11 protein-coding genes are annotated in these 15026 nt (G+C 74.8%); 8 read left to right on the plus strand and 3 right to left on the minus strand.

Features of this window, described 5'->3' with window-relative positions:
• Nucleotides 1-336 precede the first annotated feature (336 nt).
• The 4 genes from ACIRYZ_RS34125 to ACIRYZ_RS34140 all read left to right on the plus strand — a co-directional run bounded on the left by ACIRYZ_RS34125 (nucleotide 337) and on the right by ACIRYZ_RS34140 (nucleotide 2885).
• Complete coding sequence (locus ACIRYZ_RS34125) at nucleotides 337-915, plus strand: 50S ribosomal protein L25/general stress protein Ctc (protein WP_402951920.1); 579 nt, start codon at nucleotides 337-339, stop codon at nucleotides 913-915.
• A 112-nt stretch (nucleotides 916-1027) separates the two neighbouring features.
• A complete protein-coding gene (gene pth / locus ACIRYZ_RS34130; RefSeq protein WP_393027172.1) occupies nucleotides 1028-1606 on the plus strand; it encodes an aminoacyl-tRNA hydrolase in 579 nt (192 codons plus the stop codon).
• A 139-nt stretch (nucleotides 1607-1745) separates the two neighbouring features.
• Complete coding sequence (locus ACIRYZ_RS34135; RefSeq protein ID WP_402951922.1) at nucleotides 1746-2069, plus strand: hypothetical protein; 324 nt, start codon at nucleotides 1746-1748, stop codon at nucleotides 2067-2069.
• A gap of 93 nt (nucleotides 2070-2162) precedes the next feature.
• Nucleotides 2163-2885 carry a sigma factor gene (locus ACIRYZ_RS34140; RefSeq protein WP_402951924.1) on the plus strand — a complete coding sequence of 241 codons (723 nt, stop codon included), beginning with the start codon at nucleotides 2163-2165 and terminating at the stop codon, nucleotides 2883-2885.
• 60 nt (nucleotides 2886-2945) lie between these two features.
• Here ACIRYZ_RS34140 and ppc read toward each other — a convergent pair whose 3' ends face one another.
• Complete coding sequence (gene ppc / locus ACIRYZ_RS34145) at nucleotides 2946-5681, minus strand: phosphoenolpyruvate carboxylase (protein ID WP_402951974.1); 2736 nt, start codon at nucleotides 5679-5681, stop codon at nucleotides 2946-2948.
• A 335-nt stretch (nucleotides 5682-6016) separates the two neighbouring features.
• Between ppc and ACIRYZ_RS34150 the strand changes: the two genes are divergently transcribed.
• Nucleotides 6017-7285 carry a sensor histidine kinase gene (locus ACIRYZ_RS34150; RefSeq protein WP_402951926.1) on the plus strand — a complete coding sequence of 423 codons (1269 nt, stop codon included), beginning with the start codon at nucleotides 6017-6019 and terminating at the stop codon, nucleotides 7283-7285.
• Between the two features lie 54 nt (nucleotides 7286-7339).
• Here ACIRYZ_RS34150 and ACIRYZ_RS34155 read toward each other — a convergent pair whose 3' ends face one another.
• Together ACIRYZ_RS34155 and ACIRYZ_RS34160 are read right to left on the minus strand one after the other, a co-directional pair.
• The gene (locus ACIRYZ_RS34155; RefSeq protein WP_402951976.1) at nucleotides 7340-7897 is read right to left on the minus strand and encodes an SUKH-3 domain-containing protein; all 558 of its coding nucleotides are present in this window, start codon (nucleotides 7895-7897) and stop codon (nucleotides 7340-7342) included.
• Between the two features lie 61 nt (nucleotides 7898-7958).
• Entirely contained in the window at nucleotides 7959-8420 is a 462-nt protein-coding gene (locus ACIRYZ_RS34160; RefSeq protein WP_402951927.1) for a YwqJ-related putative deaminase, read from the minus strand.
• A gap of 666 nt (nucleotides 8421-9086) precedes the next feature.
• Between ACIRYZ_RS34160 and ACIRYZ_RS34165 the strand changes: the two genes are divergently transcribed.
• From ACIRYZ_RS34165 to ACIRYZ_RS34175, 3 genes are all read left to right on the plus strand, one after another.
• Complete coding sequence (locus ACIRYZ_RS34165) at nucleotides 9087-10088, plus strand: SMI1/KNR4 family protein (protein WP_402951929.1); 1002 nt, start codon at nucleotides 9087-9089, stop codon at nucleotides 10086-10088.
• Nucleotides 10089-10155: 67 nt separating this feature from the next.
• A complete protein-coding gene (locus ACIRYZ_RS34170) occupies nucleotides 10156-12909 on the plus strand; it encodes an SUKH-4 family immunity protein (protein ID WP_402951931.1) in 2754 nt (917 codons plus the stop codon).
• Nucleotides 12910-13174: 265 nt separating this feature from the next.
• A complete protein-coding gene (locus ACIRYZ_RS34175) occupies nucleotides 13175-14548 on the plus strand; it encodes a hypothetical protein (protein ID WP_402951933.1) in 1374 nt (457 codons plus the stop codon).
• Nucleotides 14549-15026 lie beyond the last annotated feature (478 nt).

Raw genomic sequence — 15026 nt, forward strand, 5'->3', positions numbered from 1 at the left:
GGGGGGGTGGGGGGGCGGGGCCGGCCCCCCCCCTTCTGGGCGGGCGCCCCCCCCCGCCGCCCGGGGGCGCGCGCCCCGGCCGGGCGGGGCGGGGGCCCCCCGCCGATTTCACGGGAGGGCACCGGTGCGGTTAGACTCGTGAAACTGCTCGGCGAGGGATGCCGTGTGCCCGCTGGCCGGGTGCCGACACCGTGATCGACGCGCTGCCGGTAGCGGATTCCGTCCGCCGGCAGAGGCCGTTGCCGCCGAGTGACCCCCGAACGTACTGAGGGTGTGGTCCCGGCGGTTTTTCGCGTTGCCTGCACCCCCGCGCCAGTCTTCACGAGGAGTGCAGTCGTGTCCGAGATCCGTCTTGCCGCTGAGACCCGTTCCGAGTTCGGCAAGGGTGCCGCCCGCCGCGCCCGCCGCGCCGGCTTCGTCCCCGGTGTCGTCTACGGCCACGGCCACGCCCCGGTTCACCTGAACCTGCCCGGCCACGACCTGATGATGGCCCTCAAGGCCCCGAACGCCCTGCTGGTCGTGCCGATCGACGGCAAGGACGAGTACGTGCTGCCGAAGGCCGTCCAGCGCGAGGCCATCAAGCGCACCATCGAGCACGTCGACCTGCTGCTGGTCAAGCGTGGCGAGAAGGTCACCGTCGAGGTTCCGGTCCACACCGAGGGCGAGCTGGCCGCGGGCGGCAACCTGCTGGAGCACGTCCTGCAGGCCCTGCCGGTCGAGGCCGAGGCCACCCACCTGCCCGAGGCCGTCACCGTCTCGGTCGAGGGCCTGGAGGCCGGTGCCTCCATCCACGCCAAGGACATCGTCCTGCCGGCCAACGTCTCGCTGGCCGTCGAGGCCGACGCCGTCGTGCTGCAGGTCATCGCCGCCCAGGCCGCCCCGGCCGAGGAGGCCGCCGAGGGTGCCGAGGCCTGAGCCTCGCGCTAGTCGCTGAGACCGCTGCCCCGGTCGCTCCCGCTGGAGCGGCCGGGGCAGCGGCGTGTCCGGGATGATGACGTCGAGCGCGAGGGCGACGAGGAGAGTGGGAATGGCTGAGGAGTACGACGGCCCCTGGCTGGTGGTGGGGTTGGGCAACCCCGGGGAGCAGTACGCCCGGAACCGGCACAACATCGGCTTCATGGTGGTGGACCTGCTGGCGCAGCGGATGGGCGCCAAGTTCAAGGCACACAAGAGCCGGGCCCAGGTGGCCGAGGGGCGGCTGGCGGGCAGGCGGGTGGTGCTGGCCAAGCCGATGTCCTTCATGAACCTGTCCGGCGGGCCGGTGACGGCGCTGCGGGACTTCTACAAGGTGCCGGCGTCGGCGCTGATCGCCGTCCACGACGAGCTGGACATCGACTACGCGGCGCTGCGGCTGAAGCTGGGCGGCGGGGACAACGGCCACAACGGGCTGAAGTCGATCACCAAGTCGCTGGGCCCGGACTACCACCGGGTGCGTTGCGGGATCGGCCGTCCGCCGGGCCGGATGGAGGTCGCGGACTTCGTGCTGAAGGACTTCTCCTCGACCGAGCGCAAGGAGCTGGAGTGGTTCGTGGACCGCTCGGCGGACGCGGTGGAGGCGCTGCTGTCCGAGGGGCTGGAGCGGGCGCAGGGCACCTACAACTCCTGACATGCCGTCATGGGTGTGCTGTGCGGGGTACGCAACAGTCGTACAACGCTTGCCGTGCCAAACCTGAATCCATGTGAGAACCCTGTGCGGGATCGGATAGCGTCGGCCTGGTACGCGAACGGGTCCTGGGGAGTTCTCGATGCGGAGATTGCGTCCGGTCCGCCGACTTCGGCGGCTCCGGGTGGTCCGGCTGAAGCAGCTCGGACGGCGGGTCGGCACGGCCGGTGCGCTGGGGGCGGCCGGGGTGTTGTTGTCGAGCGGTGCGGTGGCGCACGCCGATCCGGCGGCAGAGCCGGATGCGGTGGTCTCGCCGGAGCCCGCGGCGGCGCAGTTCGCCCCGGTGCTCGGCGATTCGGTCGGGCCGGACGCCGGGCTGCTGGCGGTCGGCGGCGGCCTGGTGGTCGTGGCCGGCGGTGCGGCGCTGTGGCTGAAGCGGCGGCGCGCGGGCGAGCCCGGCGAGTAGGAATTCGCGGCGAGGGGCCGGTCTCCACGGGAGTGGGCGCAGGCCCCTCGCCGTCTTGTCATCCGTTTCCGTCGGGTGGGGCGTCATGAGGGTATGAAGCGCGAATCGATGCGCCCGGGGGGTTCCGGATCCGACCCGTTCGACGAGTTCGTCGCGGCGCGGTACCAGGCCCTCCTGCGGGGGGCGTACCTGATCACCGGGGAGGTTCACGACGCCCGGGACCTGTTGCACGACGCCTTGGCGCGGGTGTACCCGAAACGGTCGGCGATCCGGGAGCCCGGGGCGGCCGAGGGGTACGTCCGCCGGACGATGGTCCGCACCCACGTCTCGCGGTGGCGTCGGACCAGGCGCGAGGTGCTGACGTCCGCGCCGCCGGACCGGCCGGCGGCCCAGGAGGCCGAGCGGGACGGGCAGTTGCACGACCTGGTGCTGGCGGGCCAGGCGGTCGAGCGGCTGGCCCGGCAGGACTACGGGGACCACTACTTCGCGACCTGCCGGGACGCGGCCGAGGACACGTTGGTCGTGATGCGCAACCCCGGCCCGACCGGCCTGGACGCCGCCGCGACGCAGGCCACGGCCCAGTGGCCCGCCGTGAAGCTGCGGTTCGTCGCCGCGCCCTCGTACCCCATGCAGCTGAGACTCGCCCAGGAGATCCGCGCGGAGGCCGGGGACTGGGCGGCGACGAAGGGCGTGCTCATCGCCTGGGTGGAGATCGCCGTGGACGGCAAGGGGGTGATCGTCCACACCCCGCAGGCGGAGTCCGCCCGGGCGGAGCTCGTCAAGCACTTCGGGCTCCTGGTCTCGGTCAGCCTCTGAGACGGCGCGGGGGCCGGTGCTCTTCGCGAGCACCGGCCCCCGGTCGTGTCTCAGGGCCCGTCAGCCGGTGTTGCGCAGGCCGGCGGCGATGCCGTTGACGGTGAGCAGCAGCGCGCGGGCGCGCAGCGGGTCCTCGTGGCGGCCGGCGGCGACCTCCTCGCGCTGGCGGCGCAGCAGCGCGACCTGGAGGTAGGAGATCGGGTCGAGGTAGGCGTCGCGGACGGTGAAGGTCTGCTTCAGCACCGGGTTGTGCTCCAGCAGTTCGCTCTCGCCGGTGAGCCGGAGCACCTCGCGCAGGGTGAGTTCGTGCTCGGCGACGATCTGGTCGAAGACGTGGTGCAGCTCGGCGGGCACCAGCTGCTCGACGTAGTGGCGGGCGATCCGCAGGTCGGTCTTGGCCAGCGTCATGGCGACGTTGGACAGGAAGTTGCGGAAGAAGTGCCACTGGCCGTACATCTCGTCCAGCACGTCACCGAGGCCGGCCTCGCGGGCGGCGGCGAGGCCGGAGCCGACGCCGTACCAGCCGGGGACGATCTGGCGGGACTGGGTCCAGCCGAAGACCCACGGGATGGCCCGCAGGCCGTCCAGGCCGGCGCCGGAGTCGGGGCGGCGGGACGGGCGGGAGCCCAGGTGCAGCGAGGCGAGCTGGTCGACCGGGGTGGCGGCGAAGAAGTACTTCGGCAGGTCGTCCTGCTCGACCAGGGCCCGGTAGGCGGTGTGGGCGGCCGCGGAGACCTGGTCCATCGCGGCGTCCCAGCGGGCCAGTTCCTCGGGGGCCTGGCGCGGGGCGGTGTGCAGGGCGGAGGCGGCGAGGGTGGCGGAGAGGGTCAGCTCCAGGTTCTCCCGGGCGAGGGAGGGGAGCAGGTACTTGTCGGAGATGACCTCGCCCTGCTCGGTGACCTTGATCTCGCCCTCCAGCGTGCCCCAGGGCTGGGCCAGGATCGCCTCGTGCGAGGGGCCGCCGCCGCGGCCGACGGTGCCGCCGCGGCCGTGGAAGAGGCGCAGCCGGATGCCGTAGCGGTGGGCGACGTCGCGCAGTCGGCGCTGGGCGCGGTGGATCTCCCACTGGGAGGTGGTGATGCCGCCGAACTTGGAGGAGTCGGAGTAGCCGAGCATGACCTCCTGGACGTCGCCGCGCAGTGAGACGAGCAGCCGGTAGGAGGGGTCGGAGAGCATCTCGTCCAGGATGCGGTCGGCCTGCTGGAGCTCGTCGGTGGTCTCCAGCAGCGGCACGATGCCGATCTTGGCGATGCCGGCGTGCAGGTCGATCAGACCGGCCTCGCGGGCCAGCACGGTGGCGGCGAAGACGTCGTCGGCGCCCTGGCACATCGAGATGATGTAGCTCTCGACGATCTCGTCGCCGAAGCGCTCGAAGCCCTCGCGGATGGTGCTGAAGACGCCGAGGGTCTTGGTGCCGGCGTCGTCCAGCGGGGCCGGGGTGGGGGCGAGCGGGCGGCGCGAGCGCAGCTCCTTGGCGAGCAGCCGCTGCCGGTACTCGCGGGGCATGTCGGCGTAGCGCCAGGCCTCCTCGCCGAGGCGGTCGAAGAGCTGGCCGAGGGCGTGGTGGTGGGCCTCGGCGTGCTCGCGCACGTCCATGGTGGCGAGCTGGAGGCCGAAGGCCTCGATGGTGTTGATGGCGCGGGCCAGCCGGCCGTCGGCGATCAGCTCGCCGCGGTGGGCGCGCAGCGAGTCCTGGATCAGCCGCAGGTCGGCGACCAGCTCGCGGGTGCCGAGGTAGTCGCGGCCCTCGACGTGCGGGGTGCCGCCGGCCAGGCGCTCGCGGGTGTTCTCCAGCTTGAGCCGGATGCAGGTGGCCTTGAGGCGGTAGGGCTCCTCGGCGTTCATCCGCTTGTAGCGGGGGCTGAGTTCGGGGAGCCGGTGCAGGTCGGTGTTGAGCGAGGCGAGCAGTTCGACCGAGGCGCCGGCCAGCCGCTCGGAGGTGGAGAGGGTGTTGCGCAGCTCGTCGATGGCGGCGAGGGCGTCCTTGATCCCGTACTCGTGCTGGAGGTTGAGGACGTCCCAGGTGACCTGGGGGGTGACGTTGGGGTTGCCGTCGCGGTCGCCGCCGATCCAGGTGCCGAAGGTGAGCGGGCGCACGCCCTCGGGCAGGCCCAGGCCGACCCGGGCGAGCTCCTCGTGCAGCTCCTCCAGCACCTCGGGAACGGCCTCGCGGTAGAGCTCGTCCAGGTAGTAGACGGCGTTGCGGGCCTCGTCGGTGGGTTCGGGGCGGGCGATGCGCAGTTCGTCGGTCTGCCAGAGCAGGTCGATGACCTCGGCGAGGCGGCGGTCGGCGGAGCGCTTGGCGCTGCTGGTGCGGGCCGGGTCGGCGGCGACCAGGCCGGAGGTGAGCTCCTCGCGGTGGATGCGGTCGAGGAGTTCGCCGATCCGGCGCAGCTTGTTGAGCACGCTGCGGCGGGCGGCCTCGGTGGGGTGGGCGGTGAAGACCGGGCGGACCGCGAGGTGGGCCAGGGTGTCCTCAAGATGCTTGGGGTCGGCCTCGGCGAGCTGGTCGGCGGTCTGGGCGAGCAGCGAGCCCTCGCGGGCGCGGCGGGTGGCGAACTCGCGGCCGCGGTGCACCTGCTCGGTGACGTTGGCGAGGTGGAAGTAGGTGGAGAACGCGCGGACCAGCTTGGCGGCGGTGTCCAGGTCGATGTCGGAGAGGAGTTCAGCGGTGGCCTCGCCGTCGGTGCGGCTGAGCAGTCGGACCTGTTCGACCAGGCCCAGCAGCTGGGGGCCCTCCTGGCGGACCAGCGTCTCGCCGAGCAGGTCGCCGAGGCGGCGGATGTCCGCGCGCAGCGCCGAGTTGTCTGCGGCTGCGCCGGCGGCGAGGACAGTGGGACTGTCCGCCGGAGTGGGGACCGGAGCGGTCACGGCTGGCTCCCTGTGGTGGTGGGGTTCGGCAACGGCTCATCGTCACAGGTCCACGCGCAGTGTGGCGGGTGTGACGCGTGCGGACCGCGCTGTCCGACGCGACCAGCATAGGTCTCGGGGCGGTCGCTGTCCGAGAGGTGGCCGGATGGCGGACAGGCCCGCCGAGAAGCCCTTGTGGTCTGGACCACTTGAGCGGTCCGCGAGGTGTGCCGGATCATCTCGGTGGGGAGGGGAGGGGTTTGCGGCTTAGGCTGTCACGCATGAGCAAGTCGCCTGGGGAGCGCGCGCCGGTCCGGTCGTTCTGGTGGTGGAAGCGGCCGCGCAGCGCCTTCCTGGACATCGTGCTGGCGCTGCTGGCCGCGCTGGAGTGCTCGGCCAGCACGATCGCCTTCCTGGGCGCCCGGGTGAGCTTGTCGGGCACGGGCACGGCCGCGGTCGCGGTGCTCGGCACGCTGGCGGGCGGCTCGCTGGTGCTGCGCCGGCGGTGGCCGGCCGTACCGGTGCTGGTGACCCTGCTGGTGCTGCCCGGGATGCTCGGGGTGCTGCTGCTGGTGGTGTCCCTCTACACGCTGGCGGAGACCTGGGAGTGGCCCTCGCGGCGCTGGCGGGTGGTGGCGCTGTCGGTGCTCGCCTTCGCCGAGGCGGTCGCGGTGATGATGGTGTCGATGCTGACGCCGGGCGACTCGACGGTGGAGCAGCCGGCGCTCTGGGTCCAGGTGCTGATAGCGGTGCTGGTGGCGGTCGGGCTGACCGTCCCCCCGGTGGTCACCGGACTGTACGTGGGGGCGCGGCGGCGGCTGATCGAGTCGCTCAAGGACCGCGCGCACGGCCTGGAGACCGAACTGGACCTGCTCGCCGAGCAGGCGCAGGAACGCGCCCGCCGGGCCCGGCTGGAGGAGCGCACCCGGATCGCCCGGGAGATGCACGACGTGGTGGCGCACCGGGTGTCGCTGATGGTGGTGCACGCCGGGGCGCTGGAGCGGATCGTCGGCAAGGACCCGGAGAAGGCCGCGCAGAGCGCCAAGTTGATGGGCGAGGTGGGCCGGCAGGCGCTGAACGAGCTGCGCGAGATCCTCGGCGTGCTGCGGATGGACGACGAGCGGCAGCCGGAGCCGGACTCGCTGGCCGGACTGCCCCGGCTGGTCGACCAGTCCCGGGCGGCCGGGATGGCGGTGACCCTGACGGTCAGCGGCAGCCGGCAGGAGTTCACCGGCGAGGCCGAGCAGACCGCGTACCGGGTCGTCCAGGAGGGGCTGACCAACGCGCACAAGCACGCGGGCGGGGCACAGGTGTCCGTGCTGCTCGCGTACGCGCCGAACGGGGTGCGGGTGAGCGTGGTGAACGCCTGTCCCGGCGGTGAGCGGGGTGCGGCGCAGCTGCCCAGCGGCGGCAACGGGCTGGTCGGGATGCGGGAGCGGGTGGTCGCGCTGGGCGGCACCTTCTCGTCCGGGCCGGAGGCGGACGGCGGGTTCCGGGTCGAGGCGGTGCTGCCGTCCCGGCTGGTGGTCCGGACGGACCGGCTGGGCTAGGGCGGACAGCTCGGGCCGGGGCGGACCGGCTGGGCCGGGGGCGGACCGCTCGGGCTAGGAGTACTCCTCCGCGGTGCGCAGCCGTTCCGGGGCGGTGCCCAGGACCAGGGCGCTGATCGCCTGGTCGATGCCGTGGCCGAGGAACCACTCGCCGGTGTGGTCCAGGCTGTAGACCCGGCCCTCCTCGTCGACGGCCAGCAGCGCCTGCCCGTACGCCTCCTCGCCGAGCGGGGCGAGCCGGGTGCCCAGCGCCCGGCCGAGGTCGAACAGGGTGCGCGGCTGGTGCAGTCCGCACAGCGGGTCGATCAGGAACGGGGTGCGGGCCAGCTGGCGGCCAGGGCCGGACAGGTCGAAGGCGAGGGCGCCGAACTCGGCCCAGGCCTCGACCGCGGCAGGGAACACCGCGTGCTGGACGCCGTCGGGCCCGCCGTACCCCGCCAGGGTGTCGGCCCACTCCTCGGCCTGCAGGATCTGCCAGCGGCCGGGGTGCCAGCCGGCCGCCTTGAGCTCGGCGGCGACGTCGGCGGGGAAGCGCGGGCGGGTCCGCCCGAGGGTGCCGGTCGCGGACAGGGTGGCCGGGGCCGGAGGCGGGGGCGGGCTGGGCGGATTCAGGGCGGACTCCGGGGCTCGGGGACAGGGAACGTACGAAGGGCGGCGGCCGGCGCGCGGCCGGTCAGCGTGCGGGCGGTCCGACGGCGACGCTCTGCACCGTGAAGTGCTCCAGCATCGGCGCGCAGGAACGGCACGGCGGGGCGTGCGTACCGTGTGCCGGGTCGCCCTCCTCGCGGATCCGGACGGTCGTCATCCGGGCGCCCTTGAGCGCCTTGCGGGCCTCGTGCAGGCTCATCGGCTTGCGGGCCGCGCGCTTGGAGCGCCTGCCGTCGACCGTGGTCAGGTACTGGGAGAGCAGGACGGCCTCCGGGCAGCGGCCGGTGAACCGCTCGCGGGCCTCGACCGGCAGGGTGTCCAGGAACTCGCCGACCAGCGGGTGCAGGACCGGGCGCCGCTCGTCCTTGTCGCCCGCCAGGGTGTGCACCTCGCCGCCCTTGAGCGACAGCGCGGCGGCGACGGCGGGCAGCAGGCTGTCGCGGTGGTGGCGCAGCACGGGCGGGCCCGCCGGCTCACCGGTGGTCATGCGGTGTCCTCCTCCTCGTTCCCGGCGGTCCGGTCCCTGTTGGTTCCTGTTGGTCCGGAGCAAGCCTGTCATTTGACACCGACAAGCGCACAACCGGGGTGCGGGCACGGCCGAACGCCCGTACGGCCGTTGGCGGATCGGCCCGGGCACCCGTCGGCATCCTGGCCCGACCCCGACCGGATCCGCACACCGTCGTCACGACTTGTCCGCTGATTTACCGAAACCGCCCCGGATCGCCGCCGCGGTCGCTACGGTTCCGGCAGCGAGCCGAAGGGGGGTGCGCCCCGGCCGCCGGTTCGGTCAACTCTCGCCGATGGAGGAACCGTTGCGGGTGGCCGACGGCCGTCCGGCGGTGAACTCGCCGACACCGTACGGATGATCGGAGGGCGCGGGGCGCGGGAGAAGTGCCGACACGAGCGGTCCGGCCTCAACTCCCGGCCGGACGCCCCGCAGGCCGACGTCCGGCCGGCCACCGGGATCGACGCCGGGTGCACCCCCCGCCCCGGTCCGCCCACGGCCGCCACACCCCACGCGGACCCGGCGGACGGGGGTGGCGGAGGTCCTGGGACGGGCCCCGGATGCGGGGGTTCGGCCGGCCGGGTGACCCAATAGGCTGGTGCCCAGCAAGCGCACCGAGAATTTGCAGCAGCCAGTGGGGGCTCCCAGATGACGACAGGTCGGCCCGGCGTCGCCGCCGCACCGAACGCGGCGTACGCAGGTCAGGTGGTGCAGTTCCCGGATCCGGTCCGCGCGGAGCGGCACCCGGCCGGGGTCCAGGTGGACGAGTCCGGCTACCCGGACTTCGGTCCGTACGCCGCCGCGGCGGCCGAGGTCGCCGACCCGCCGGACGGCTTCGGCGTGGACGAACTGCGGCTGACCGACTACGTCTCGGCCAACGCCGCGCTGTTCACCCAGGGCCACCCGCTCTGGGCCGACCTGGAGACCGCGGTGGCCACCCCGCCCGGCTGGACCTGGCACCACGCGGTCGGCCGGGCCGCCCCGGGCTGGCGGCGGATGGAGCTCGTCCCGGTCGAGGTCAAGGCCCTGCTGCGGCACCACGGCGGCCTGGCCACCTCGCCCGCCGACCACTCCCGCCGGGGCACCCGTCCGCTGCAGGAGCGCCGGCCCGTCCACTTCTCGCTGGCCAAGGACGGCGGCGACCCGATCGGCGTCCCCGAGGACCTGGTGCAGCGCGCCGAGGAGCGCCTCGGCTACCGGCTGCCCAGCGCCTACCGCACCTTCCTCAAGCTGGGCGGCGGCCGCGGCCCGGTCGGGGTGGCGCTGGACACCGAGCTCGGCATGCTGCTCGACCAGCCGTTCCTGACCCTCAGCGAGGAGTACGGCGTCGAGGACGTCGTGTACGCCAACAAGTGCCTGCGCGACCACCTCACCAAGGACTACCTGGGCATCGCCTACGTGCAGGGCGGCATCGTCGCGCTCAAGGTGCGCGGCGACCGGATCGGCTCGGTCTGGTTCCACCTGTACGACGACGCCCGCGACACCGGTGCCTCGGAGGCCCCCGAGGACCGCTGCGCCCGGCTGCTGCTGCCCTGTGGGGACGACTTCGACGCCTTCCTGCTGCGGCTGGCCGGCAGTCCGCCGGAGCTGGAGACGGTCGCGGAGCTGATGGTGGACGGCGGGTTCGCCCGCGCCGTCCCGGTGGGCTGACGCGCGTGGGCGCCGGGGTACAGGTGGAACGGGGGACGAAGAGGATGCGGACAGGGGTGAACCGGGCGTGGTGACGTACGCGCAGGCGCAGGAGCTCGCCGAGGAGTGGATCAACGGCGGCGTGCCGCACTCGCAGCAGCGCGAGGTGCGGGTCCGGGAGTTCGACCTGGGCTTCGTCTGCTGGGCGGTCGCGCCCGCGGACGCGGTCGCCGGTCCGGACGGTGGCTCGGCCGGTGCGGACCAGGCCGGCTCGGGTGAGGCGCGGCTGGTGATCGCCCGGGACTCGGGCGCCAGCACGCTGTGGCCGGCGCTGCCGGTCAACGAGGTGGTCCGGCAGTACGAGGAGATCTACGGGCGGCCGGTCGCGGCCAACCCGGCCGGGGCGGCGAAGCCCGCACTGGGGCCGGTGGAGGCCACCTCCTTCCTGCTCAGCCCGCCGCAGTGGCTGCAGGAGGCGGGGGCCGCGGCGATCGCGGCGGAGGCGGAGAAGCTGGGCGGCGCGGCCGCTCCGGTTGCTGCCGCCGCTCCGGCTCCGGCCCCGGTTGCCGCTCCGGTCCCGGCTCCGGCCGGCGCACCGCCTGCCGCTACGGCTGCCGCCGAGGAGCCGCCGGCGCCGGTGCCGCCCGCACCCTTGCCGGTGCCGCCCGCACCCGCCGTGCTGACCGGACCGCCGGTCTCCGACCGGCCCGCCGGGGACGCGCCGACCATGCTCGCCCCGCCGCCCGGCGACGAGCCGGCCTCCGTGCCGCAGCCCCCGGCCGCCGCGCCCGTGCCGCCGCCGGTCGCGCCGGTCGCGCCGAACGCTCCGCTCGGCGCCGAGGCGGCGACCGTCCTGATGTCCGAGGGCCTGCGCACCTCCGGCTCGGACCTGCCCGACACGCCCGCCCCGGCCGGGGCGGAGGCCGCGACCATGCTGATGCCCCCGGGCAGCGGTGGCTACGGCATGCCTCCGGTCCTGCCGTCCGCTGCCCAGCCCCCGGCCGTGCCGCCCGCCGCCCAGCCGGCCCCGGTGCCCGCCGCGGCGGCCGAGCCGGCGCCGACGCTGCTCGCGCCGCCGGACGCCATGCCCGGACTGATGGGCCTGCCCGGTGCCCCGGCCGCCCCGCCCGCGGGCGGCGCCCCGGTGGAGCAGGCGCCCACCATGCTCGCCGCGCCCGGCACCCCGGCCGCCCCGCCTACGGGCGGCGCCCCGGTGGAGCAGGCACCCACCATGCTGGCCTCGCCCGGCGGGCTGGCCGGCCTGCCCGGCGGCCCCGGCACGCCCACCGCCCCGCCCGCCGGTGCGGCGGCGCAGGGCGGGCTCGGCCGTGCCCCGGGCTCGGCCCCGCCGCCGCCCCCGCCGGCCGCGCTGCGCGGCGGGCCGGCCGGCGGTCCGTCCGGGGCCTCCGGGTCGGGCGGGCTGGGCCGTGGCCAGGCTTCCGCCCCGCCGCCGCCCCCGCCCGCCGCGCTGCGGCACACCCCGGGCTCCGGCACGCCCGCCGGCGGTTCCGGCGGCCGGGCGGCCGGTTCCACCCCGCCGCCCCCGCCCCCGGCGGGCCTGCGAGGCGGTGACGCTCCGGCCCCGACCTCGGCCCCGACCCCGCAGAGCGCGCCCGCCGCGCCCGCCGCCGGGATCGCGTACGAGGCGACCCAGCTGGCCAACGCGATCGACCCGGCGCTGCTCGGGGGTCCGGCGGACCCGGGCACCCCGCCGTCCGGTGGCCCCGCCGTCCCGCCGCCGCCCGGCGGTCCGGCAGCCCCGGCCGCGGGCGCGGCCGGGTACGGCTACCCGAACGCGGGCGCCGCGCCCGGGGTCGTCCCGCCGACCCCGGTCACCGGCCCGCCGCAGGGCGCGCCCGTACCGCCCGGGGTCCCCGCGGTCGGCCCGGGCTACTTCGCCGCGCTCAGCTACCGCGGCCCGGACGGCTCGGAGCAGAAGCTGCTGCACCGCAGCGAGCCCGGCACCCCGCACCCGGAGTGGAAGATCCTGCAGGACCTGCGCCGGCTGAACGTGCCCCCGGAGCAGGTGCTGGAGCTCTACACCGAGCTGGAGTCCTGTGATCTGCCCGGTGGCTACTGCAACCGCATGATCGCCGCCTCCTGGCCGAACGTGCGGCTCACCCACACCGCCCCGTACGGCCGCGACCACGCCTCCCGGCAGGCCGGGATGGCCGAGCTGCTCGACCACCTGGACGAGCTGCACCAGCTGGCCTCCGGCGCCCAGCGGGTCCGGCCGTTCCGGGTGCCGCTGCCCGCGCCGGGGACGGTCCAGGCGCTGCCCCCGGCGCCGCCGCAGCAGCTCGCCCAGGAGGTCGGCCAGGCCTTCGGGCAGAACCTGTTCCGCTACGAGCAGCGCGCGGTCTCCCGCCAGGGCGTGCCGGAGCCGGTGTCGCAGAGCCTGATGTGGGCCGGGCTGCCGCGCGACTTCGGGCCGTTCTTCTGGGCCCAGGCGCAGGAGGGCCGGCCGATCCCGACCCTCGCCGAGCTGGCCGCCGAGCGTGGCCTGCCGGTGGCCCCGGACTTCGGCGGCTACCTGGTGCTCGGCAACGACTACGGCCGTCAGCTGTGCGTCCAGTACGGCACTGCGAACGTGGTCGCCGTGGACATCGACGGAACCGGCCAGCCGCCGCGCTTCGTCAACAGTGGTGTACCGGAGTTCGTCCGTGCGCTGGCCCTGCTGGGCCGGATGTGGCGGCTGCGGTACGGGCTGACGCCCGAGCAGGCCGGTCGCTGGACGACCGACTTCCAGGCGCAGCTCGCCGCGATCGACCCGGCGGCCCTGCAGAACGCCGACACTTGGTGGGCCGTGCTGCTGGAGCAGTTCTGGGACGGCCTGCTGTAGCGGACCGTCGCGGATCCTCGCAGGTGGGGAGGGGTCGTTCCGGTGTCCGGGACGACCCCTCCGGCATGCTGCGGCAGCCCTGCCTCGTTGGGTTTCGTCCGGATCTGCGCAAAATAGGTCAAGAGGATGGGGCCATCCGTCCGGTCCTCAACGTATTCCGGTCCGCACGACGACCGAATCCGGCCCCGGCTTCCGAACCGGTTCCGGATCCGGCCGTTCCGTCCGATCATGGGCTCCGCAGCCCGCGAAACGAGGGGAAGAGCCCATGAGCGACGCCGTCCCCCAGTACGGCTTCACCCAGGCCCGGCGCGGTTACGCGCCCGAGCAGGTCGACCGGGCGCTCGTCGCCCTGACCGCCCAGCGCGACGAGGCGTGGGAGCGGCTGAGTGTCCTGGGTGCCGGGATCCGGCAGATGGAGACCCGGCTGGCGGAGGTCCGCCGCGCCGCAGACGAGGCCCCGGAGCCTGACTACCAGGTGCTCAGCGAGCAGGCCGCGGGACTGGCCGAGATGGCGCGGAACGAGGCCCGCGCCGTGAAGGAGAAGGCCGAGCGCTTCGCCGAGGACCTGCGCGACGAGGTCTACGAGGCCGGGCAGGCGCTCGACAAGGCGGCCAAGGAGTACTCCGCCACCACCCGCACGGAGGCCGACGCGGCCGCCCGCCGCACCGAGGAGCGCACCCGCGCCGAGGCCGAGGGCATCCGGGCCGAGGCCGACCGGGAGAGCCGCTCCGCCCGGGACAGCGCCACCGCCTACGCCGCCAAGGTCCGGGTGGCCGCCGCCGAGACCAGCGAGCACGCCGAGGCCGAGCTGGCCGCCAAGCGCCGCAAGGCCGACGAGACCTTCGCCGAGGCCCAGGCCAAGGCCGACGCCGAGGACGCCGAGGTCTCCGAGACCGCCGAGCGCCGGGTCAAGGAGGCCGAGCAGTACCGGGAGACCGTGCTCAACCAGATCAAGCAGTTGGAGACCGACGCCCAGGCCAAGGCCGACCAGCTGATCGAGCAGGCCCGCCGGGACGCCGAGAAGACCAACGCGGAGAGCGAGCGCGAGCAGCGGGCGTTCGACACCCGGCTGGAGACGGTCCAGAAGCACCTGGACCACATCAAGGCGACGCTGGCCTCGCTCACGGGCGCGGCGGTCGGGCAGATCGAGCCGCTGGAGGAGGCGGTCGAGGACGGCGACCCGGCGGACGAGGTGGCGGATGCGGTGCCGGTGGACTCGGAGGCGGACACCGGGGAGGTGCCGCTGCCGAACCTGCGGAAGGCCTCGGTGATGGCTCCCGCCCCCGACCCCGCCCCAGCCCCCGTGCCGGCTCCGGCGCAGGCCCCGGAGAAGTCGGCGGTGGTGCTGCGGCAGCCGGTGGTCGGCGGGCCCGCCGCCGGTGCCAGGGCCGACGCGGCCAAGGCGGAGGGGACCGGGGTCGATGCCGCCGGACCGGTGGTGACCGGCCCGGTCGTCCCGGCCGCGGTGCCGCCGAAGCCGGCCGCGTCGCCCGAGGCGGTGGCCGACCGGGACGGTGCGCAGGGCGGCGAGGGCGCCGGGGAGTCCGAGGACGAGACCCGGATCGTCCCGAAGATCATCATCGTGGACGACGGCAGCGGCTACGAGGCCCCCAACACGGTGGCCTACCGCCGTCGCTGACCCGCAATCCGTGCCCTCACCCGTGATCTGCCGGGTGAGTCGGGCGTCCTGGGCCCCGACCGTCTCCTTGCGGGCGGTCGGGGCCTCCGCGTCACGGTCGATCAGCCGGCGCCGGTAGCGGTCCTTCGAACGGCTCCCGCGGCGGCGGTCCGGCCTTCGCCGACCGGGCGGGTGTTTACGTCCGGGCCGACCTGCGGGCGGACCGGGCGGTGAACGGGTGGACGAAGCGCCGCTGCCGAGACCCGCGGCGCCCTCCAGGAAAGGGCGCCACGGTTCCCGGCGCTTTGGCGGGCGCCCCCACCCAGGGCCGCCCGGCCTCGCACCTCCGACCCCCATCGGGGGTGCGACAGTGCCGCCACAGCCATCCCCCACGGTTGGGTGCGGCGGGCACGTTCACCATGGTGCGCGATCTCCATGGACGGCCAGTGACCGGAATATGTCCAGTTCGTGGCGGATGGCGGAGCCCGGATGTGGACCG

This window comes from Kitasatospora sp. NPDC101155, from assembly GCF_044768305.1.
In the GTDB taxonomy this organism is placed as follows: domain Bacteria; phylum Actinomycetota; class Actinomycetes; order Streptomycetales; family Streptomycetaceae; genus Kitasatospora.